An 18,936-nucleotide genomic window follows, 5' to 3' on the forward strand; every position below is an offset into this window, starting at 1 on the left:
CCGCGGTCCTCAGCCGAGGTCGTCGACGGGCGTGCAGGGCTGCACGGGGGTGTGCGCCCGGGCCAGCCAGCCGCCGAGACGCCAGGGCTTCTGCGCGTTCCCGTTGTCGCGGAACTCCAGCACCAGCGTCTCGCCCGGCCTGATGTGCTCCGGGAAGATCCGGAACGTCCGCGCGGAGGTCACCCGGGTGGCCTTGGACGAGCGCGCCTCGTTCACGAGCGCGCGCAGTTCCCCCGCTCCCGCGGCGGGCGGCCCGCCGTAGGTCGCGTCCACGCCGGCGAACCGCGGGACCGCGCAGCCCTTGCCCGCGGGCAGGAACGTCACGTCGGCCTTGACGCCGGCCGCCCCCAGCCTGGCTTCCAGCCCGTCGGGGTCGCGCATTTCGTTGACGGTCACCGTGAGCGTGCCGTTCGAGCTCTCGGCCACCGCGTAGGCGGGGGCGCCGTTCCCGATGAGCAGCGGCGTGACGGCGGCCGCGGCCGCGACACCGGCCGCGACCAGCAGCCGGGGAACGGTCACGAAGCGCCGCCGGGGGCGCATCCCGTCGAGCAGGCGCCGGCGCGCCCCGGCGAGCTCCTCCGGGGAGGCCGGGGGGATGGCCGCCCACATGGTCTCCAATGAGTTCATCGTCATTCTTGTTCTTCCCGGTTCAGGGCGTGGCGGATCTGGAGACGGGCCCGGTTGAGCCGGGAGGCGACGGTGCCCGGCGGGATGGAGAGCGCGTCGGCGACCTCCTGATAGCTCAGTTCGGCCCAGGCGACGAGCAGCAGCACGTCGCGATCGGCCGGGGTGAGCGCCAGCAGGGCCCGTGCCAGCGGCCGGTTGACGGCCAGGGTGTTGACTCCGTCCTCTACCTGGAGACCCGGTATCTCCGCCGGGTGCACGCCGCTGCGGATGTAGGCGCGGTAGAGGTTCGTCTCGGCGCGTCGCCGCTTGCCGATCACGTTGGAGGCGATGCCGTACAGCCACGGGCGGGCGTCGGAACGGCCCCTGTCGTAATCGCTCCGGTGCTGGAAGGCGGCCAGAAAGGTGTCGGCCACGACGTCCTCCGCCTCGCTGGGACCCAGTCGCCTGGTCACGTAGCGGTGCAGGAGCGGCGCGTGCCGGTCGAACAGAACGGCGAAGACCTCGGGCTCGTTCAGCGATCTCCCGATGAGGGTCGCGTCATCGGTCTCGATGACCTCGCGGGTGATTGTCATGCATGTCGGCCTTTCGTGGCGTCTGCGGTCACCTGTACTTACCGCGCGGGGCCGGAATCCTTCACCGGATGATCGCCGCCCCCTCGTCCGGGATCTTGCGAAGAGGGCATTGAGATGTATCGCGTCTTGATGGATACTCGGAATCGGATATTCGAAGATCTCACGATGGTCGAGCCGCGAGGAGGAGGGAAGCCCGGTCGGACCGGCACGGGAAGACCGGTCGGAGATCGGAGGAGATCGAAGAGAGGCCGGCGGGAGCCGGCCGGAGAAGAAGAACGGCCCCGGCGGGTGCGGCAACACCGCGCCGGGACCGGAAGGTCTCGCGTGGAGGCGAAACCCGGCCTCGTGACAAGGCTCAACCCACCATAACGGGCGCGGCCTCCACGCATCGAGTGCGATCGAACGTGGAGGCGTCATGCAATCGAACTCCGGACACCCCGTCGAGCGGGTGCCCGTCCTCATCGTCGGAGCCGGCTACGCCGGGCTGAGCGCGGCGGCGCTGCTGGCCTGGCGCGGTGTCCCCGTCCTGCTGGTCGAGCGGCACGCCGGGACGTCCGTCCAGCCCAAGGCGTTCGGGGTCAACCAGCGGGCGATGGAGCTGCTCCGCCCGGTCCCCGGCCTCGAACGCGCCCTGGTCGAGATCGCGGAGGGCGTCGGCGACGGCGACATGCGGATCGCCATCGCCGCCGACCTGAGCGATCCCGAACCTCAGGTGATCTTCAGCACCCACGGGGGCGACTACGACTTCCTGGCGGAGATCACCCCGGTCCCGACGGTCGGGGCGCCCCAGTCGCAGGTGGAACGGGCGCTGCGGGCCGCCGCCGAAGACCTCGGGGCCGAGCTCCGGTTCTCCACCGAGCTGCTCTCCCTGGAACAGGACGACTCCGGCGTCACCGCGCTGCTGCGCGACTGCGCGACCGGCGCGGAGACGCGCGTGCGCGCCGACTACCTGGTGGCCGCCGACGGGCACCGCAGCCCGGTGCGCGAGCGGCTCGGCATCCCGGTGACCGGCAGGGGAGAGCTGGGCCGGCTCTGCTCCATCATGTTCGACGCCGACCTGACCGGGCTGGCCCCCGATCGGGAGGTGACGCTCTGGTACCTGCAGAACGAGACGTTCAGCGGCGTCATCATCACCGGGACCGGGGCCGGCTCCCACGTGCTGGGCGTCAACTACGACCCCGCCCGCGGCGAGAGCGAGGCGGACTTCACCGACGAGCGCTGCGTCGAGCTGGTACGGCGCGCCACCGGCCGCCCCGGCCTGGAGGTGAAGCTCCTCGACCGGACGAGCTTCGCCATGGCCCACGTCCTGGCCGGACGCTACCGCCAGGGCCGGGTCTTCCTCGCCGGCGACGCGGCGCACACGATGCCGCCGACCGGCGGGCAGGGCGGCAGCACCGCGCTGCAGGACGGCTGCGACCTGGCCTGGCGGCTCTGGCTGGTGCTCTCGGGCCAGGCCGGGGAGGGGCTGCTGGACGCCTACGACGCCGAGCGACGCCCGATCGGAACGCTCACCGCCGACGCCCAGCTCGCCAACCTCGGCGTCCGGATGCCCCCGGCGATGCGCGTCGACTATCCGGAGCCGCTCGCCGACCCGTTCGCCGCGATCATCGGCTACCGCTACCACTCACCGATCGTCGTCGGCGAGCCGGGCGACGACGGCTCCCTCCTGGAGGACCCGCGCGAGCCGACCGGGCGGCCTGGCAGCCGCGCCCCGCACGTCGTGCTGGAACGGGAGGGCGGCACGATCTCCGCCCACGACCTGTTCGGCTCCGGGTTCGTCCTGCTCGCGGGGGCGGGCGGAGGGGAGTGGGCGCGCGCCGCCGTCTCGGCGGCGGACCGGCTGGGCGTCCGGCTCACGGCGTACCGGATCGGCCGCGACCTGACCGATCCGGCCGGAGCCTGGGAGCGCCGGTACGGCGTGCGCGCGGACGGCGCGGTGCTGGTGCGCCCGGACGGCTACGTCGCCTGGCGGTCGCGCGAGACGGCCGGGGACCCGGAGGGCGTGCTCGAAGGCGTCCTCACCCGCGTGCTCGCCCGTCCGGCGCGCTGAGCCGTTCGAAGAGCTCCAGTGCCGCCCGCCGTACCTCGTCGGGGGTGACGCCGGCGAGCACGGTCCTGGCATGAGAGAGATCCCGGGTGGTGGCGCAGGTGATGGCCACCGACGCGGCGGCGGCGTGGTCGAGTGATCCGGCCCGGGCGCCGTCGGCGATCTCCTGGGCGGTCGCGGCGAGGTCGAGGTTGTCTCTCTCATGCGGGGCGGTCATGGGTTCCTCCTGGGACGGCTGGGGCGGTTGCGAGTCATTGTGCTGGGCTCCCGTCCGCGCGGGGGTGATTTGTGGGATTCCTTGCTCTGGGCATTGCCTGATAGTACGTCTGGCGTTATATATCGGATATGGCGCTACGCGAGCAGAGCTATCTGATCCTGCTGGCCCTGTCCGAGGGCCCGCTCCACGGATACGGCGTGATCAAGGCCGTCCGGGAGCTCTCGGAGGAGCGGGTACGGCTCGGCGCGGGCACGCTGTACGGGGCGCTCGACCGGCTCTCCGGCGACGGCCTGATGGCCGTGGTCAAGGAGGAGGTCGTGGCCGGGCGCCACCGGCGCTACTACGACCTGACCGGCCACGGCCGCGCGGTGCTGGCCGAGGAGACCGCCCGGCTGGCCCGGCTCGCCGCCACCGCCCAGCGCCGCCTGAACCTCCGGCCCGCATCGGAGGCGTGATGACCCGTCATGGCCGACCGCACGCGGATCCGGCACAGGCTCCGGGCCAAGCACGAGTTCCACCCCGACGGCTCCTCCTACGTGCCCAGGCCGGATATTCTTGGGGACGGCGCCGTCCCGCGCCGGACCTCCTGAGCACGTGCCCACGCCACGAGCCCCCGCGGAGGCAGAGGGGATCGATGTCCTCGGGGCGTGACAGCGGTTCTCCGGTCTGACGAGGCAGTACGGCGGAGCGGGCGCCGAGCGTGGGAGAGGTGCGCGTGCGCCGCCGCCCCAGGAGCAGGCCATGACCGACCACAAGCACCTCAAGCGCCGCGTCCGCGAGCGGATGGCCAGGACCGGCGAGTCCTACACCACCGCGCTGCGCCACGTCCTCGCCGCCCGCGAGGCCGTCCCCGACGCCGTTTCCGGACGGCATCCGGAGAGCGGGCAGAGCACGCAGAACGGGCACGACGAACACGCGGGGCGCAGCGGGCACCACGACGCGGGGCTCCTGCACCGCCTGCTGCCCTCGCACAGCGAGGCGATGCTCGCCGGACTCGGCGGCGGCATCGGGTTCATGTACGCCGTCTTCGAGTACCGGGGCCACCACCCCATGGTGACGATCGTCGCCCAGGCCCACCCCGAACCCGTGATCCCCGTGACGCTCGCCCGCGCCGGGATCCCCCACGAGGTGAGCCGGACCGGCTCCGCCCGCGTCGCCGAGCGCGCCCTGCGCGAGACCCTGGCGGCGGGACGGGCGGCGGTCTGCCGGGTCAGCCGGTTCGCGCTGCCCTGGCGGCCGGGTTTCCCCTTCCCGGACCCGCTGGAGGTCGCGGTCGTCGGCGCCGACGGCGACGACGTCCTCGTGCTCGACGCCAGATCCGAGCCGGAGCGGCTGCCGCTCGCGGAGTTCATGACCGCGTGGTCGGCGCTGAAGAAGTCCCGGCACCACCTGATCTCGATCGCCGGTCCGGCGGTCACCGGCCCGCCGAGGGCCGGTCGGGCGGTCACCGGTCCGGCGGGTGCTGGCCCGGCGGGCGCCGACCTGGCGGCGGCCGTGCGGGAGGCGATCGCCGGGACCGTCGCCCGGCTCACCGGTCCGGTGCTGGGCACCTCCTTCGACGTCAACTTCGGCCTGTCGGGCATGAACCGGTTCGCCGGGCAGCTCGGGGATGCCGAGGGGAGGACCGGCTGGGCGCGGCGGTTCGCCGATCCCGAGGCGTTCTTCATCGCGATGACCCGGCTGCACGAGTGCCTGGAAGCCGAGTACACCGCGCCCGGCGCGACCCGTCCGCTGTACGCCGCCTTCCTTCAGGAGGCCGGGACACTACTCGGCGGTGCGGGCGGTACGGCGTGCGCCCGGGCGGCCGATCTCTACCGCGAGGCGGGCGAGCTGTGGTCGCGGATCGCGACGCGGGCCGTCGAGCCCTTCCCCCGATACCGGGAGCTGGCGGCGGAGAAGGCGGAGCTGCTGCTCACCGAGGGGGCCGCGGCGGCCGGGCGGTTGCGGGAGATCGCCGCGACGGGCGCCTACGAGGGCTCTCCGGGCGAGGACGACCGGACCGGCCTCCTGGCCGAGCTGGCCGGGCTGGCGGCGCGGGCCGTGCGGATCGAGGAGGAGGCGGTGGCGGCGTTGCGGGCCGTCTGACCCGCCGCCCGATCCGTTCATCTGAACCGCCCGCGAATAATCAGATGTGATTCCGGGTGATCGTCGCTACCGTTGAAAACGTCGCAGGTGCGAAGAGACCGGCTACTTCTTTTCGGCAAAGAAAACCACGCCGGGCTCGATCTCGAACTCTGCGGCGCATGAAGACGACCACACGAACAGACCAATCGAAAACGAATACTTCTTCCCCGGTGCGCAGGCGACGGTTACTTCTTCTCCTCTCAAGAGCGAGACGCGGGTTCGAATCCCGCCGCCAGCCTCGGCTGGTGTCGACTAGCGGCCCAGGTCACGTGGATTCCGTCACCGACTCCGATCTCGGGGAAGCCTCAACTTCATACGCACCTCCCGGTGCGACGGCGGCGGTTACTTCAAGGTTCGATCCCTTACACCTCGACCTTCGGGGCGTAGCCCAACGGTGGGCGAAACCGCCGTCACCCCGATCTCGGGAGGGACACCGCTTTTCAGAACGCGCCCGGTGCGCAGGCGAGGGATACTTCCACTGTTAATGGGGTGGTTGCCGGTTCGAGTCCGGCCGGGGCCTCCGCGGCCCCGTAGCTCAATCGGCAGAGCACCTGTGTGCCTTCGTCGCCTCGATCTCGGGCGCGTTTTCCGATGGGCGCGGGTTCCCTCCGGCCCGTCCCGGAAAATCCCCCGGAAAAGCCAAGAAAATCGTAGAAAGGAGCTCGCGTCCATGTCCAAGTTCAACTCGTCCGCAAAGGGGAGCGCCCGCTCCGCCGTCTCCAGCCCCATCACCACCGGGCGCACGCCGTCCGGCCGCACCCACGAGGGCGCCCCCGGATACGCGCGGGACGCCAAGAGCGAGCTCTTCCTCCTCGCGGTGGCGAACATGGTCGGCGAGGACACTTTCTACGAGAAGGCGGGCGACCGCGACGAGCGGTTCCGCTCCCTCGTGCACCGGGTCGCGGTCGAGGACGGCGCGTGGATGTCCCGGTTCCTGCCGTGGCTGCGCGGTACGGCGAACATGCGCACCGCGCCGATCGTCGCCGCCCTGGAGTCAGTCCGGGCACGGCTGGCCGCCGGGGAGCACGGTCTCAACCGGCAGCTGGTCGACGGCGTCCTGCAGCGTGCCGACGAGCCGGGCGAGGCCCTCGCCTACTGGATGGCCCGCTACGGCCGCGCGGTGCCCAAGCCGGTCAAGCGCGGCGTCGCCGACGCCGTCCGCCGGCTGTACGGCGAGCGAAGCCTGCTCAAGTACGACGCCGACACCCGGGGCTTCCGCTTCGGCGACGTGATCGACCTCGTGCACCCCGCTCCGGCCGCGGACAAGCCGTGGCAGGGTGAGCTGTTCGCGCACGCCCTGGACCGCAGGCACGACCGGGACAAGCCGATCCCCGGCGCGCTGACGACGCTGCGCGCCCGCGCGGAGCTGACGGCCCTGCCGGTGGAGGAGCGCCGCGCCGTGCTGGCCGACTCCGGCCGGCTGGCCGCCGCGGGCATGACCTGGGAGGCGCTGGCCGGATGGCTCCAGGGGCCGATGGACGCCCGGGCCTGGGAGGCGGTCATCCCGTCGATGGGCTACATGGCGCTGCTGAGGAACCTGCGGAACTTCGACGCGGCGGGCGTCTCCGACGAGGTCGCCGCGCGGGTCGCCGCCAAGCTCGCCGACCCGGGCGAGGTCGCCCGCTCGCGGCAGCTGCCGTTCCGGTTCTACTCCGCGTACCGGAACGCGCCGTCGCAGCGCTGGGGGCACGCGCTGGACAAGGCGCTGGCCCTGGCGACGGGGAACGTGCCGTCGTTCGGCGGCCGGACCCTCGTCCTGGTGGACACCTCGGCGTCCATGAGCTCGGGCGGGATCTCCGCGCGCAGCACGGTCACGCCGGTCCAGGCCGCCGCGCTGTTCGGCGTGGCGCTCACCGCCCGCGGTGAGCAGGTCGACCTGTACGGATTCGCCGACGGCGTGTTCCGGCACCGGATCGGCCGCGGCGCGTCCGTGCTGAAGGAGGTGGAGCGGTTCTGCGCGCGGATCGGCGAGGTCGGGCACGGCACGCAGATCGCCGACTCGGTCCGCCGTACCTACGCCGGGCACGACCGGGTCGTCATCCTGTCCGACATGCAGACCATGGGCGGCCACTACGGCGGCGGCGTCACCGGCGCGGCCCCGGCGCACGTCCCCATGTACGGCTTCAACCTGCAGGGATACCGGCACGCGGCGATGCCGACCGGCTCGGGGAACCGTCACGAGTTCGGCGGCTTCTCCGACGCGACGTTCCGGATGATCCCGCTGCTGGAGACGGGCACGGGAGCGGGCTGGCCGTTCTGACGGTGCCGCGGGGGAGCGGAGGCTCCCCCGCGGCACCGGGGGTATGCACTCGTATCCCTCCTGTAACAAGCGTCGGCGTCCGTTTGGCGAACAGAACATTCTCGTTCTGGAATGATCCTCCTGATATCCCGTAGGACATCGAGCTGACGGACCAAAACTCATGCCCCTTATCGATGAGATCGCCGCTTATGTGACCGAAAAGCCGATCGGGACCGCCGTCATCTGTGTGGTCGCCCTGATCGCCCTGGTCTTGGGCTATTTCGTCGTCCGTGCCGTCGCTCGCGTGGCGACCCGGCTCTTCCACCGCTACGTCGCGCCCCGTCCGGTGGAGGACATCCTCACGATCGTCGCCGCCAGCATCGCCACCGGCGTGTCCGCCCAGGGCATGTGGCGCTTCTCCAGCGACGTCCTCGGGTTCGACGGGCCGCTGCGGCTGCTGCTCTTCGCGTTCATCGAGGTCGCCGTGATCACCAGCGCGGTCCGGGCCCGGCGCAACATGCGGGAGAACTTCTCGGCGGGCATCGACGGCATCGCGGTGTGGGCGCTCACCGGCCTGACCGCGGTGCTGTCCAGCATGGACGCCCGCAGTCCCGCCGAGGCCGTGTTCCGCCTGGCCGCCCCGCTGGTGGCCGCGTGGCTCTGGGAGCGCGGCATGGCGATCGAGCGGCACCGCATCACCGGGCGCGGACGGATCCACTGGCGGCTCACCCCCGAGCGCATGCTGGTCCGCATCGGGCTGGCCGAGGTCAGCGACCGTACGGCGAGCGAGGTGGACGCGCACCGGAGGCTGACCCGGGTCGCGCTGGCCGCCAAGAAGGCCCGGCAACTCCGCGAGGCCGGGGCGCCCGAGCGGAAGATGCGCGCGGCGCTGGCCAAGCTGGACCGGGAGATGGACCGGGCGGTGGAGCACACCGGCCTGGCGGCCGACCCGGCCCGCCAGGAGGCGCTGCTGGCGCAGATCGGGGCGCTCTACAACACCTCCGCCCTGATCGACCTGCGCCCGCCCGTCCCGTGGGCGCCCGAGTCCGAGGTCCCGTCGCCGGCGCTCCCCGCCCCGCCGCCCGTCGTGGGGGTCCTCGACGACGACGACGAGGAGGCCGGGCCGGCGGGCGAGGACGCCGCCGCGCAGGTCTCCGACCCGGCGCAGCGGGCGCTCCTGATGCGGGCGGCCCGGGAGTACTGGGACAAGCAGATCGAGCGCAAGTTCGTCCCCCGCGCGACCGACATCGCCCACGAGACCGGCATGCCGCTGGCCATCGCCCGCAAGTGCCGTGCCCTGTGGAAGCTGGAGCCGCGCGCCCACGCCCTGATCGAGGCCGCGCGCGAGCACGGCATCGTCGACACCGGGACCTTCCCGGCGATCGAGGTGCCCGAACCGGCGATGGCGGCCAACGGGACGGGCACCGGCTCCGCCTCCGCCTGAGACGGGTGATCGTCGCATTTCCGCCAGGTCGGCGGGGTGATCAACGGTGTCAGGGGTAGGTAGGGGACTCCCGGAGATTGGAGGGGGCCATGACTGAGCCTGAGACCGCGAGCGTTTTCTTCATCGGGAACGCGACCACGCTGATCCGCTACGGCGGGTTCACCCTGTTGACCGATCCGAATTTCCTCCACCGAGGCCAGCGGGCCTACCTGGGCTACGGGCTGAGCTCCCGGCGGCGCACCGATCCGGCGATCGAGATCGGGGAGCTGCCGCCGCTGGACGCGGTGGTGCTCTCCCATATGCACGGCGACCACTGGGACCGGGTGGCCCGCCGCGGCCTGGACAAGGACGTGCCCGTCGTCACCACGACCCAGGCCGCCGGCCGGCTCCGCCGCCAGGGATTCGGCCAGGCGCAGGGGCTGAACACCTGGCAGCAGCACGAGCTGCGCCGGGGCGACCGCACGCTGACGATCACCTCGCTGCCGGGATGCCACGCGCCGGGTGCGCTGCGGGCGCTGCTGCCGCCCGTCATGGGCAGCATGCTGGAGTTCGCCCGCAACGGGCGGGTGGAGTTCCGCCTGCACATCAGCGGCGACACCCTGATGAACCGGGAGCTGGACGCGATCCCGCGCCGGTATCCCGACATCGACGCCGCCATCCTGCACCTGGGCGGGACCAAGGTCCTCGGCACGACGGTGACCATGGACGGCAGGCAGGGCGCCGACTGGCTCTACCTGATCGACCCCCGGACCGTCATCCCGGTCCACTACGACGACTACGAGGCGTTCACCTCCTCGCTCGACGACTTCCGGGAGGAGGTCGCCCGGGTCCGGATGGCCGACCGGGTGCGCTACGTCGCCCGGGGCCAGACCGTCCACCTGCCCGTACGGCCGAGGCAGCCGGGAGACTGGGCCACGGTCGGGGCGGGACGGAGCGTCTTCGGGGCCTCGGAGCCCGGCCGTTGACCGGGGCGCTGATCCGGTGAGAGCCGGCAGGAGAAGCCAGACGGGAGAGGAGAACATCAGATGACCGAGACGGATCCGGAGAACACGCCCGACCCCGCCGTGCCGTACGAGCCGCCGGCCCAGGTCCCGGACGATCGTGAGGACTCGGCGGGGAGCGACGTCGCCGACGGGCAGGACCCGGCCGGCCCCCCCGCCGACGTCCCCGACGACCGCAAGGCCGCCGGGCGTTCGGGGATGCCCGACCAGGAGGGGTGACCGGGGCGGGATCCCGGCGCCGCCCCTCCCCGGACCGGGGGACGGGCCCCGGGAGGGGGGCGGCCCCGCGACCCGGACGGCTCAGGATTCAGGGAGCCGCGACCGCGGGACCGCGGGGGTCCCGGACGGGCCGCCCGGGAAGTTCCGGACGGGCCGCCCGGGAAGTTCCGGACGGGCCGCCCGGGAAGTTCCGGACGGGTCAGGGAGTGAAGACCGCGCGGACGCAGCCGTCCTCCTTGTTCTTGAACATCTCGTAGCCGCGCGGGGCGTCCTCCAGCGCCATCGGGTGGGTCAGCAGGTGACTGGCGTCCACCTCCCCCGCGGCCATGCGCTCCAGGAGCATGGGGATGTAGCGCTGGCCGTGCTGCTGGCCGCTGCGCAGGGTGAGGCCCTTGTTCATCACCGCGCCCATGGGGAACTTGTCGACGAACCCCAGGTACACGCCCAGCACCGAGACGGTGCCGCCCTTGCGGCAGGCGTGGATGGCCTGGCGCAACGGGAGCCCCCGGTCGGTCTGCAGGCGCACCGCCTGCTTGACCCGGTCGTAGGCGTACTGCGCGCCGGTGCCGTGCCCCTCCATCCCGACGGCCTCGACGCACACGTCGGGACCCCGGCCGCCGGTCATCTCCTTGAGCGCGTCGAGGACGTCGACCTCCTCGTAGTCCAGCGTCTCGGCGCCCGTGTGGCGGGCCGTCATCTCCAGCCGCTCGGGGAGACGGTCGATCGCGATCACCCGTTCGGCGCCCAGCAGGAAGGCGGCGCGCGCCGCCATCTGCCCGACTCCGCCGCAGCCCCACACGGCCACCACGTCGCCGGGCCGGATCCCGGCGATGTCCGCGCCCATCCATCCCGTGGGCACGGCGTCGGAGGCGAACACCGCGTTGGCGTCGGCCACCCCCTCGGGCACCGGGAAGGCGTTCACGTCGCCGTACGGCACGCGGACGTACTCGGCGTGGCTGCCGGCGAAGCCGCCCATGGCGTGGGAGTAGCCGAAGATGCCCGCCGTCGCGTGCCCGTTGAGGGTCTCCAGGAACCCCGGGTCGGGGTTGCTGTTGTCGCACAGCGACCACATCTCCGCGCGGCAGTTGCGGCAGCGCCCGCAGCCGATGATCGAGCACACGACCACCCGCTCGCCGACCCGGCGGTCGCGGACGTCCGGGCCCGTCTCGACCACTTCGCCGAGGAACTCGTGCCCGATGACGTCCCCGGCCATCATGGTGGGCACGTATCCGTCCAGCAGGTGCAGGTCGGACCCGCAGGTCGAGCTGGCGGTGACGCGGACGATCACGTCCTGGCGGTTGAGGATCCGGGGGTCGGGGACCTCCTCCACCGCGACCTCGTTGACTCCGGTCCAGCACAGCGCCTTCATCGCACCCCCCTCCTCATCAGCTGCCGGGACACCGGGACGGCGGCGCGTCCCAGCACGGTCCGGTGCCCCTCCGGCTGACCCTCGACGCGCAGGACCTCGCCGGTCTCCAGGAACTGCTTCAGCGCCCGGACCTCCTCGCGGACCTTCCCGTCCGCGGCGTGTACGGCGATCTCGGTGCCCCGCCCGCCGGGCGCCGGCGTGATCCGCACCTCGTGGTGCTCGGTCAGCCTCCCCAGGGCGTCGGGGCGGTTCGCGCCGCTCAGCTCTTCCGGGCCGCAGTCGACGGTGACGGCGAACCACTCGGCGGGTCCGGGCCGTACCGCCTTGCGCCTGCGGTATCCGACGGCTATCGCCCCTCCCGCCGCCAGCGCGGCCAGACCGAGGCTCCGCTTCGCGACCATGCGTACCTCCTCAGGTCGGTCAGGCATCCCGCCATGCCCCCTGTCCCCCGGGGCAAACCGTCGTTCGCGCCCGGACCGCCGCCCTTCCCGGAGCGGCTGACCTGATCCGTCCGGTGCCGGTCCGGTGCGACCCTGAACACGTCCGCGCTCCGGGTTCTAGCGTGGAGGTCGTGAACGAGGCGCGGAGCGGTACCGGGCGGGTGGTCGTACTGGTGCTGCCGGAGGTGAACCTGCTCGATCTGGCCGGTCCGGTTCAGGCGTTCGACGCGGCGGCCCACCTGGGGGCGCCGTACCGGGTGGAGTACGCCGCCGACACCCCGGAGGTGGTGTCGGCGCAGGGACTGCGCTTCGCCGGGCTGGGACCGCTGGGAGAGCTCGGGCCGGGGGACCTCGCGCTGGTGCCGGGCCACCGGCTGCACGAGCCCGCGCCGGGAGAGCTCCTGGTCTCCGCGACGGTGGTGGAGTGGTTGCGCGCCGCCTGCCGGGACGGGGCCCGGATCGCCTCGGTCTGCAGCGGGGCGGCCGCGCTCGGCGAGGCCGGGCTGCTGGACGGCCGCCGGTGCACCACCCACTGGTCGCTGATCGACGCGATGCGCCACCGCTACCCCGCCGCCCGGGTGCAGGACGCGGTGCTGTACGTCCACGACGGGCCGGTGAGCACCAGCGCCGGGATCGCCACCGGCGTGGACCTGGCGCTGTCGCTCATCGAGCGCGACCACGGTCCGGCGCTGGCCGCCGCCGTCGCCCGCCAGCTCGTGGTCTACCTGCGCAGATCCGGGACGGACGAGCAGATCAGCGCCTTCCTGCAGTACCGGGCGCACCTCAACGCGGCCGTCCACCGGGTCCAGGACCACCTGGCGCAGAACCTCGGCGCCCCGCACACCCTCGCCGAACTCGCCGCCGTCGCGCACCTGTCGCCGCGCGGTCTGAGCCGGGCGTTCACCGCCACGATCGGGATCACCCCGCTGGAGTACCGGCAGCGGCTCAGGCTGGAGCTCGCGGCGACGCTGCTCGCCGAGACCGGCCTGACCGTCGAGACGATCTCGGCCCGGTGCGGGTTCCGCGACCCGCGCCACTTCCGGCGCCTGTTCACCACCCGGTACGGCATGCCGCCCTCGGAATCCCGGCGCCGTCCCGATCCCGCCCGCCCCGGCTCCGCCCGTCCCGCCGGCCGCTGACCGGCGGTTCCGCTCCGTCCGATCCCGCCGCCTCACGGGGCCGCGCCCGGAGGACGGGATCGTCCCGCCGGGCGGCGTCCGCCGTGTCCTTCCCGCATCCAGGAGTCATCGTGTCAGCTTCCCGAGCGTTCCCCCGCCGTGCCCGCACGCTGCTGCGCGTCGTGTCCGGCCTCGCGCTGGCCGCCGCCGTCCTGGCCGGGACGGGCCTGGCCGGGGTGGCGGCGACGATGCGCGAGAGCTTCCCGGCCGCGCCGGGAGCGGCGCCCCCGCGGGGATGGCCCGCGCCGGCTCCGGTCCCGGCCGGGCGCACGGTCGTCGCGGTGGTGCTCGGCACGACCGGCTCGGTGGTCGGAGACGTGCTCCCGCCGTACGAGGTGTTCGCCCGGTCCGAACGGTTCGCCGTCTACACCGTCTCCGAACGCCGGGAGCCGGTGGCCCTCTCCGGGGGCCTGCGCGTACTGCCCGACCACACCTTCGGCGAGGTGGAGGCGGGCACGGCGCCGGCGCCGGACGTGGTCGTGGTGCCCGCGGTGGTCGAGCCCCGGGGAGGGCGGGAGGCGCCGCTGCGGACGTGGATCAGCCGGCAGGCCGGGCGGGGGGCCCGGATCCTCGGGGTGTGCGCGGGCTCCGACCTGCTGGCCGCGACCGGCGTGCTGGACGGCCGCACCGCGACCTCGTTCTGGGACCGGATCGGCTCGCTTCAGAGCGCCTACCCGCGGGTGGAGTGGGTGCGCGGCCGGCGCTACGTGCAGTCGGGCCCGATCACCACGACCGCCGGGGTGACCTCGGGCATGGCCGGGGCGCTGCGGCTGGTCGAGCAGCTGGCCGGGGCGGGGGAGGCCGGGCGGATCGGCCGCGACCTGGCCTACCCGGGCTGGTCGGCGGACGGCTCGACGGAGATCCCGGTCAACGGCCTGGCCCCGGCCGACCTGCCGTACGGGCTCAACGCGGCCTTCCCGTGGGGGCGCCCGTCCCTCGGCGTCGGACTGGCCGAGGGCGTCGGCGAGATCGACGCCGCCGCGGTCTTCGAGGTCTACTCGGGCACCTCGTTCGCCGCCCGCGCGATCCCCGTCGCCGCCGGGCGCACGGTCAGGACCCGGCACGGGATGATCCTCGTGGCCGAACCCGCCGGGGCGGCGACCGCCCCCGTGGACCGGCTGGTCGTGCCGGGCGCCCGGCACGAGGACGAGGCCGGTCCGGAGCTGGTCGCCTGGGCGGCCGGACGGGGCCTGCCCGTCGAGCTGCCGCACCGGGACCGCGGGGCGGGGGAGTCGGCGTTCGACCCGGTCCTGCGCGACCTGGCCGCCCGCGCCGACCGGGCGACCGCCCTGGCCACGGCCAAGTTCACCGAATATCCCGCGGCCCACCTGACCTTCACCGGCCCCGCCTGGCCCTGGCGCCCGACCGCGCTGCTCGTGCTGGCCCTCGCGGTCGCCGCCGGCGCCGCGGCCCTCCCCTCGCGGGCCGCGCGCCGCCTTCCGCGGCGCTTCGCGCGCCGTTTCCTGCGGCGTGGCGCCGCACGGCGAGCTTGACCATTTTCGCTTGCTCCGGAAGCACGCGTGATTACCCTGGTCGTTGTGGGTAGCAGGATGGTCACGCGCAACAGATGAAGGAGTAAACCATGGCTCTCCCCACTCTTACCCCCGAACAGCGCCAGGCCGCCCTCGCCAAGGCCGCAGAGACGCGGGCCGCCCGCGCCAAGCTGCTGGCCGACGTCAGGTCCGGCGCCGTCTCCTTCAAAGAACTGCTCGACCGGGACGACGACATCGCCAAGCGCATCAAGGTGTCCCAGGCGCTGCGCGCACTGCCCGGCGTGGGCAACGTGAAGGCCGCGCAGCTGATGGCCAAGGCCGACGTGGACGAGGCCCGGCGCATCGGCGGCCTGGGCGCCCAGCAGCGCCGCAAGCTGATCGAGGCCACGTCGCGGTAGACCGCGGCCGATCGGGTCCGGCGTCCGGCCGGCTCCGCGGCGTGGCCGGCCACCCGCCCGGCGTCCGGGCGGCCGGTCCTGCTGCCCCGGTCACCTCGCCCGGCGCCCGGGCTCCGAGCGCTCCGCGGGCTCCGCGAGCTCCGCGGTTTTCGCGCGCTCCACGGGCTTGACGACCTTCGCGAGCTCCGCGAGCTCCTTGAGCACGGCCCGCGCGGCGCGACGCCCGGAGACGAGCGCGCCCTGGATGGACCCGGTGTCGCGGTGGTCCCCGCAGACGTACCGGCCCGGAGCGAGCCGGACCGGGCGCCGCAGCGGCATCGGCGGCGGCATCGCGGGCAGCGCGCTCTCGATCGGATACGTGGCGATGTGCTCCCACGAGGCCGTGGTGCCGTAGATCTCTTCCAGGCGGGCGCGCACCCGTGGTTCGTCGGTGTCGGAGGCGACGCCCAGGACCGAGGTGGCGATCAGCGCCCGGCCGTCCGGGGAGTAGCCGGGGGCCGCGTCGGTGAGGACGAGCGTGTCGGTGATCACCCCTTCGGAGTCCAGGACCTGGGTGGGCTCCCCCAGGGGAGACTCGGGCGCGGCGTGGTAGAAGGTCGTGACGGCGCGCATCGCGGGCGCCTCCAGCCCGGGGAGCAGGCGGGCCGCCGTCCCGGGATCGGTGGCCACGACCACCGCGTCGGCGCGGATCTCCTCGCCCCCGGCGAGGACGACGCCCTCCTCGGTCACGGCCTCGACCGGGGTCTCCAGTGAGATCGCCCGCTCGGGGAGACGGCCGGCGAGCTGGGCCGGGGCCCGCCCCATGCCCAGCGCGGGCAGGCCGATCGTGCCCAGCGCGAACGAGCGCCAGAACAGGTGGAAGATCCTGCTGGAGGTCTCCAGCTCCCGTTCCAGCACCACGCCGGAGAGGAACGGGCGGAGCAGGACTTCGATCATCCGGGGGGAGATGCCCCAGCTCCGGAGCTCCTCGGCCGTGGTGCGCTCGGAGCCGCCTTTGAGCACGGAGGCCGGCAGGGCGATGTCGCGCGCGGTCAGTGCGGCGAGGGCCGCCTTGTCGCGGATGGAGCCCACGTCCGCGAGGGCGCCGCTGAGGGCGTGCCGGGGATGCCGCCAGGGGAGCATCACCCGCTCCTTGCGGCCGCCGTGGAAGACCAGCAGCCCGGAGCTGAACGCCCGGATGTCCAGGGCCCCGAGGTCGAACACGCGGCGGCACTCCGGATAGGCGGTGTTGAAGACCTGGAACCCGCGGTCGAGGCGGAAACCCTCCACCACGTCGGTCCGCATCCGGCCGCCGACCCCGTCGGAGGACTCCAGCACACGGACGGCGACTCCCGCCGCGCGCAGCCTCAGGGCGCAGGCCAGTCCGGCGAGGCCCGCACCGATGACGATCACGTTGTCAGGCATGACCCCACCCCCGTCGACAGAGCGGCCGGCGTGCGCCCGCGGCTTCTGCGGGGCGCCGGCCGTGGTTCATGGCTTTTCCTGACCCGGCAGGGGGTGGGCAAACGCGCGGAGCCCGCGGAGTTCGGGGCCGCCGGAGTGAGGGGCCGCCGGAGTGAGGACTAGCGCACGTCGTGCCGGGTAACGCGGCGTCATGAACGAGGATCGTCCTGACCCGCAGCACCGCAGGCCGGAAGGGCTCGACGACGCCACCGTCGAGGCGCTGGGCAAGTTGTCGGAGGCCCTGGAGACGACCGAGCGCGCCCGGGGGCACCTGTACACCTTCCATCAGCTCACCGGTCACGCCGACCTGATGCTCGACGAGGCGGTGGAACTGCTGCGCGCCGCCGGGCACGACGAGTACGCCGACGCGGTCTCCGCCGAGCTGATCGGGCGCAACGTGATCGAAGGCCGCTGGACCTTCCAGATCGTGGAGGACTACGACGACGGCTACTACCGCTGCTTCCGCCATCTGGAGGAGCGGGCCAGGAACGCGCTGGCGGGCGGTCGCCGCCATCTCCACGAGGCCGGGATGAAGGAACGCCGCCGCACGCGCGGCCGCCCCGGTCACGAGGCCGTACCCGACTGAGTTCCGGCTGCGGGGCCGTGCCCGGCCGGTCCGCGGGCACGGGCCGCGTCCCGGCCGGTGCGCGGGCATGACGTGCCCCCTTTCGGGGGAGAGGGGGCGGTATGAACGACGAACGTGACACCGCCGAGACCGGTTCCCCGCAGCGGGAAGGCGGTGACCCGCCGCCCGCCGTCCCGGACGCGGACCTGGGCGAGAGCCGGACGGTGGCGGCGCGGTCGGGAGCCGACACCGACTTCCCCGAGCGGCCCCTCCCGGCGGATCCGGTCGAGCCCTCCCCGCCGGAAGGCGACGGCGGGGAGGAGGCCGGTGGAGAGGGGACCCAGGCCCCGGAGCCGGACATGGGTCCCTCATCCTGACCGTGCGCCTCCGGTCGCGCGGGCCCTCAGACGAAGGCGCCGACCCCGGTGATCGCACGGCCGACGATCAAGCTGTTGATCTCGCGCGTGCCCTCGTAGGAGTAGATCGCCTCCGAGTCCGCCACGAACCGGCCCATGCCGTAGTCGAGGACGATCCCGTTTCCGCCCATGATCTCGCGGCCCCAGCCCACGGCCTCGCGCATCCGGACCGTGCAGAAGGCCTTGGCCATGGCCGAGTGCTCGTCCCGGTAGACGTCCGCGTCCTGGAGCTGCGCCAGCCGCACCACCATGCCGAGTGAGCAGGTGACGTTGCCCAGCATGCGCACCAGCAGGTCCTGCACCAGCTGGAAGCCCGCGATCGGCCGGCCGAACTGCTCGCGCTCCTTGGCGTAGGCCAGCGCCGTCTCGTAGGCGCCCATCATGCAGCCCACCGCCTGCCAGGCGACCCCGCCCCGGGTCTTGCGGAGGATGGCGGCGGTGTCGCGGAAGCTGCCGGCCCCCTGCAACCGGTTCGCCTCCGGGACCAGGCAGTTGGTCAGGGTGATGTCGGCATTCTGCACCGTCCGCAGCGCGATCTTGTTCTCGATCTTCACGGCGGTGAGGCCGGGGGTGCCCTTCTCCACCACGAAGCCCTTGACCTGCCCGTCGGCCTCGTCCTTGGCCCAGACCACGATCAGGTCGGCGAAGGTCGCGTTGCCGATCCACCGCTTGGCGCCGTTGAGCACCCAGGTGTCGCCCGCACGCCGGGCCGTCGTCCGCAACCCCGCGGCCACGTCGGAGCCGCCCTCGGGCTCGGTCAGGGCGAAGGCGCCGATCTTCTCCATGGCGGCCATGGGCGGCAGCCACCGCTCCCGCTGCTCCTGCGACCCCAGCCGGTCGATGCTCCCCATCGCCAGCCCGTTGTGCACGCCGAAGAACGTCCCCATCGACGGGTCGACCCGGTTCATCTCCAGCACCACGAACCCGGTCAGCAGGCTCCTGGCCCCGCGGTACGGCAGGCCCGCGACGTCCAGCTTGGCCAGCTCCGGGATCAGGTGGTGCGGGAACCGGGCGTTCGTCCACATCTCGTCGGCCACCGGCGCGACGTGCTCGGTCATGAACTCCCGCACCCGCAGCACGGTCTCCCGCTCCTCCTGGTCGAGCAGGTCGAAGTAGTCGTAGAAGTCGCCGAGCATCGTCGCCT

Annotated in this window: 20 protein-coding genes; 13 read left to right on the plus strand and 7 right to left on the minus strand. The window is 73.2% G+C overall.

Annotated elements, in window-relative coordinates; genetic code table 11:
- Window positions 1-9 precede the first annotated feature (9 nt).
- Window positions 10-627, minus strand: coding sequence for a hypothetical protein (locus Plo01_RS14415; protein ID WP_203891076.1), 618 nt, complete (start codon window positions 625-627; stop codon window positions 10-12).
- Between the two features lie 2 nt (window positions 628-629).
- Window positions 630-1,199: an RNA polymerase sigma factor gene (locus Plo01_RS14420; protein ID WP_203891077.1), complete on the minus strand. Its 570-nt coding sequence runs from the start codon at window positions 1,197-1,199 to the stop codon at window positions 630-632.
- Window positions 1,200-1,614: 415 nt separating this feature from the next.
- Between Plo01_RS14420 and Plo01_RS14425 the strand changes: the two genes are divergently transcribed.
- Window positions 1,615-3,249, plus strand: a complete 1,635-nt coding sequence (locus Plo01_RS14425) for an FAD-dependent monooxygenase (protein WP_203891078.1) — start codon at window positions 1,615-1,617, stop codon at window positions 3,247-3,249.
- On the opposite strand, the gene Plo01_RS14430 is transcribed toward Plo01_RS14425, so the two are convergent.
- On the minus strand, window positions 3,218-3,463 hold the full coding sequence (locus Plo01_RS14430; protein WP_203891079.1) for a hypothetical protein: 246 nt from the start codon (window positions 3,461-3,463) through the stop codon (window positions 3,218-3,220). The two genes, Plo01_RS14425 and Plo01_RS14430, sit on opposite strands and share 32 nt — an antisense overlap.
- A 128-nt stretch (window positions 3,464-3,591) precedes the next feature.
- Here Plo01_RS14430 and Plo01_RS14435 point away from each other — a divergent pair, with 128 nt between their 5' ends.
- The 7 genes from Plo01_RS14435 (at window position 3,592) to Plo01_RS14460 (ending at window position 10,490) form a co-directional block, all read left to right on the plus strand.
- Window positions 3,592-3,918, plus strand: coding sequence for a PadR family transcriptional regulator (locus Plo01_RS14435; protein WP_203891080.1), 327 nt, complete (start codon window positions 3,592-3,594; stop codon window positions 3,916-3,918).
- Window positions 3,919-3,927: 9 nt separating this feature from the next.
- Window positions 3,928-4,053 (plus strand): hypothetical protein, encoded by a 126-nt coding sequence (locus Plo01_RS40960; protein ID WP_275415388.1) that lies wholly within the window; start codon window positions 3,928-3,930, stop codon window positions 4,051-4,053.
- Window positions 4,054-4,204: 151 nt separating this feature from the next.
- Entirely contained in the window at window positions 4,205-5,548 is a 1,344-nt protein-coding gene (locus Plo01_RS14440) for a BtrH N-terminal domain-containing protein (RefSeq protein ID WP_203891081.1), read from the plus strand.
- A 709-nt stretch (window positions 5,549-6,257) separates the two neighbouring features.
- Window positions 6,258-7,847 (plus strand): TROVE domain-containing protein, encoded by a 1,590-nt coding sequence (locus tag Plo01_RS14445; RefSeq protein ID WP_203891082.1) that lies wholly within the window; start codon window positions 6,258-6,260, stop codon window positions 7,845-7,847.
- A gap of 160 nt (window positions 7,848-8,007) precedes the next feature.
- Window positions 8,008-9,270, plus strand: a complete 1,263-nt coding sequence (locus Plo01_RS14450; protein WP_203891083.1) for a hypothetical protein — start codon at window positions 8,008-8,010, stop codon at window positions 9,268-9,270.
- Window positions 9,271-9,359: 89 nt separating this feature from the next.
- Window positions 9,360-10,235 carry an MBL fold metallo-hydrolase gene (locus Plo01_RS14455; protein WP_203891084.1) on the plus strand — a complete coding sequence of 292 codons (876 nt, stop codon included), beginning with the start codon at window positions 9,360-9,362 and terminating at the stop codon, window positions 10,233-10,235.
- A gap of 60 nt (window positions 10,236-10,295) precedes the next feature.
- The gene (locus Plo01_RS14460; RefSeq protein WP_203891085.1) at window positions 10,296-10,490 is read left to right on the plus strand and encodes a hypothetical protein; all 195 of its coding nucleotides are present in this window, start codon (window positions 10,296-10,298) and stop codon (window positions 10,488-10,490) included.
- A gap of 199 nt (window positions 10,491-10,689) precedes the next feature.
- Here the strand turns inward: Plo01_RS14460 and Plo01_RS14465 are convergent, their stop codons facing one another.
- Complete coding sequence (locus Plo01_RS14465) at window positions 10,690-11,859, minus strand: zinc-dependent alcohol dehydrogenase (RefSeq protein ID WP_203891086.1); 1,170 nt, start codon at window positions 11,857-11,859, stop codon at window positions 10,690-10,692.
- The gene (locus Plo01_RS14470; RefSeq protein WP_203891087.1) at window positions 11,856-12,260 is read right to left on the minus strand and encodes a hypothetical protein; all 405 of its coding nucleotides are present in this window, start codon (window positions 12,258-12,260) and stop codon (window positions 11,856-11,858) included. The genes Plo01_RS14465 and Plo01_RS14470 overlap by 4 nt, the downstream gene beginning before the upstream one ends.
- 170 nt (window positions 12,261-12,430) lie before the next feature.
- On the opposite strand from Plo01_RS14470, the gene Plo01_RS14475 reads away from it, so the two are divergent.
- From Plo01_RS14475 to mihF, 3 genes are all read left to right on the plus strand, one after another.
- Window positions 12,431-13,438: a GlxA family transcriptional regulator gene (locus Plo01_RS14475; RefSeq protein ID WP_203891088.1), complete on the plus strand. Its 1,008-nt coding sequence runs from the start codon at window positions 12,431-12,433 to the stop codon at window positions 13,436-13,438.
- Window positions 13,439-13,548: 110 nt separating this feature from the next.
- On the plus strand, window positions 13,549-14,970 hold the full coding sequence (locus Plo01_RS14480) for a DJ-1/PfpI family protein (protein ID WP_203891089.1): 1,422 nt from the start codon (window positions 13,549-13,551) through the stop codon (window positions 14,968-14,970).
- Window positions 14,971-15,059: 89 nt separating this feature from the next.
- On the plus strand, window positions 15,060-15,368 hold the full coding sequence (mihF, locus tag Plo01_RS14485; protein ID WP_203891090.1) for an integration host factor, actinobacterial type: 309 nt from the start codon (window positions 15,060-15,062) through the stop codon (window positions 15,366-15,368).
- A gap of 90 nt (window positions 15,369-15,458) precedes the next feature.
- Here the strand turns inward: mihF and Plo01_RS14490 are convergent, their stop codons facing one another.
- Window positions 15,459-16,772, minus strand: coding sequence for an NAD(P)/FAD-dependent oxidoreductase (locus Plo01_RS14490; protein ID WP_203891091.1), 1,314 nt, complete (start codon window positions 16,770-16,772; stop codon window positions 15,459-15,461).
- A gap of 190 nt (window positions 16,773-16,962) precedes the next feature.
- Between Plo01_RS14490 and Plo01_RS14495 the strand changes: the two genes are divergently transcribed.
- Window positions 16,963-17,397 (plus strand): hypothetical protein, encoded by a 435-nt coding sequence (locus Plo01_RS14495; RefSeq protein ID WP_203891092.1) that lies wholly within the window; start codon window positions 16,963-16,965, stop codon window positions 17,395-17,397.
- A gap of 101 nt (window positions 17,398-17,498) precedes the next feature.
- Window positions 17,499-17,753, plus strand: a complete 255-nt coding sequence (locus Plo01_RS14500) for a hypothetical protein (protein WP_203891093.1) — start codon at window positions 17,499-17,501, stop codon at window positions 17,751-17,753.
- Between the two features lie 26 nt (window positions 17,754-17,779).
- Here the strand turns inward: Plo01_RS14500 and Plo01_RS14505 are convergent, their stop codons facing one another.
- Window positions 17,780-18,928: an acyl-CoA dehydrogenase family protein gene (locus Plo01_RS14505; RefSeq protein WP_203891094.1), complete on the minus strand. Its 1,149-nt coding sequence runs from the start codon at window positions 18,926-18,928 to the stop codon at window positions 17,780-17,782.
- Between the last annotated feature and the right edge of the window lie 8 nt (window positions 18,929-18,936).

The sequence above is a fragment of the Planobispora longispora genome, assembly GCF_016863135.1.
In the GTDB taxonomy this organism is placed as follows: domain Bacteria; phylum Actinomycetota; class Actinomycetes; order Streptosporangiales; family Streptosporangiaceae; genus Planobispora; species Planobispora longispora.